Origin of the sequence: Paenibacillus sp. O199 (assembly GCF_001636635.1) — a bacterium.
Lineage (GTDB): Bacteria > Bacillota > Bacilli > Paenibacillales > Paenibacillaceae > Paenibacillus > Paenibacillus marchantiae.
The window spans coordinates 11,773-12,024 of record NZ_LGRP01000061.1 but is presented as its reverse complement, the minus strand read 5'-3'; the positions used below and the strand labels follow the sequence as shown (position 1 = coordinate 12,024).

The 252-nt window shown below is 54.8% G+C and carries 1 pseudogene; it reads right to left on the bottom strand.

Annotated features, from left to right (window positions below):
- Positions 1-252: pseudogene (locus A6049_RS33515) on the bottom strand (BclA C-terminal domain-containing protein); the annotation flags it as partial.

The following is a 252-nucleotide window of genomic DNA, read 5'->3' as shown; positions in this document are numbered from 1 at the left end:
TAGTCAGGGGATGTACCTGGCGTTCCCGTTGGCGATGCCACATTTGTAATGTAAGTACTTCCGTTAAATGTCACGACTTGACCCGCCGGATACGTTGGTGCTACTGCTGGGTCAAACGGAACTGCTCCATTCAAGCCCACTCCTGTTGCTCCGGTTGCACCTGTAGCACCTGCACCTGCAAGCAAGGTGTAGTCTGGTGAAGTTCCCGGCGTTCCCGTTGGCGACGCGACATTAGCAATGTACGTACTGCCG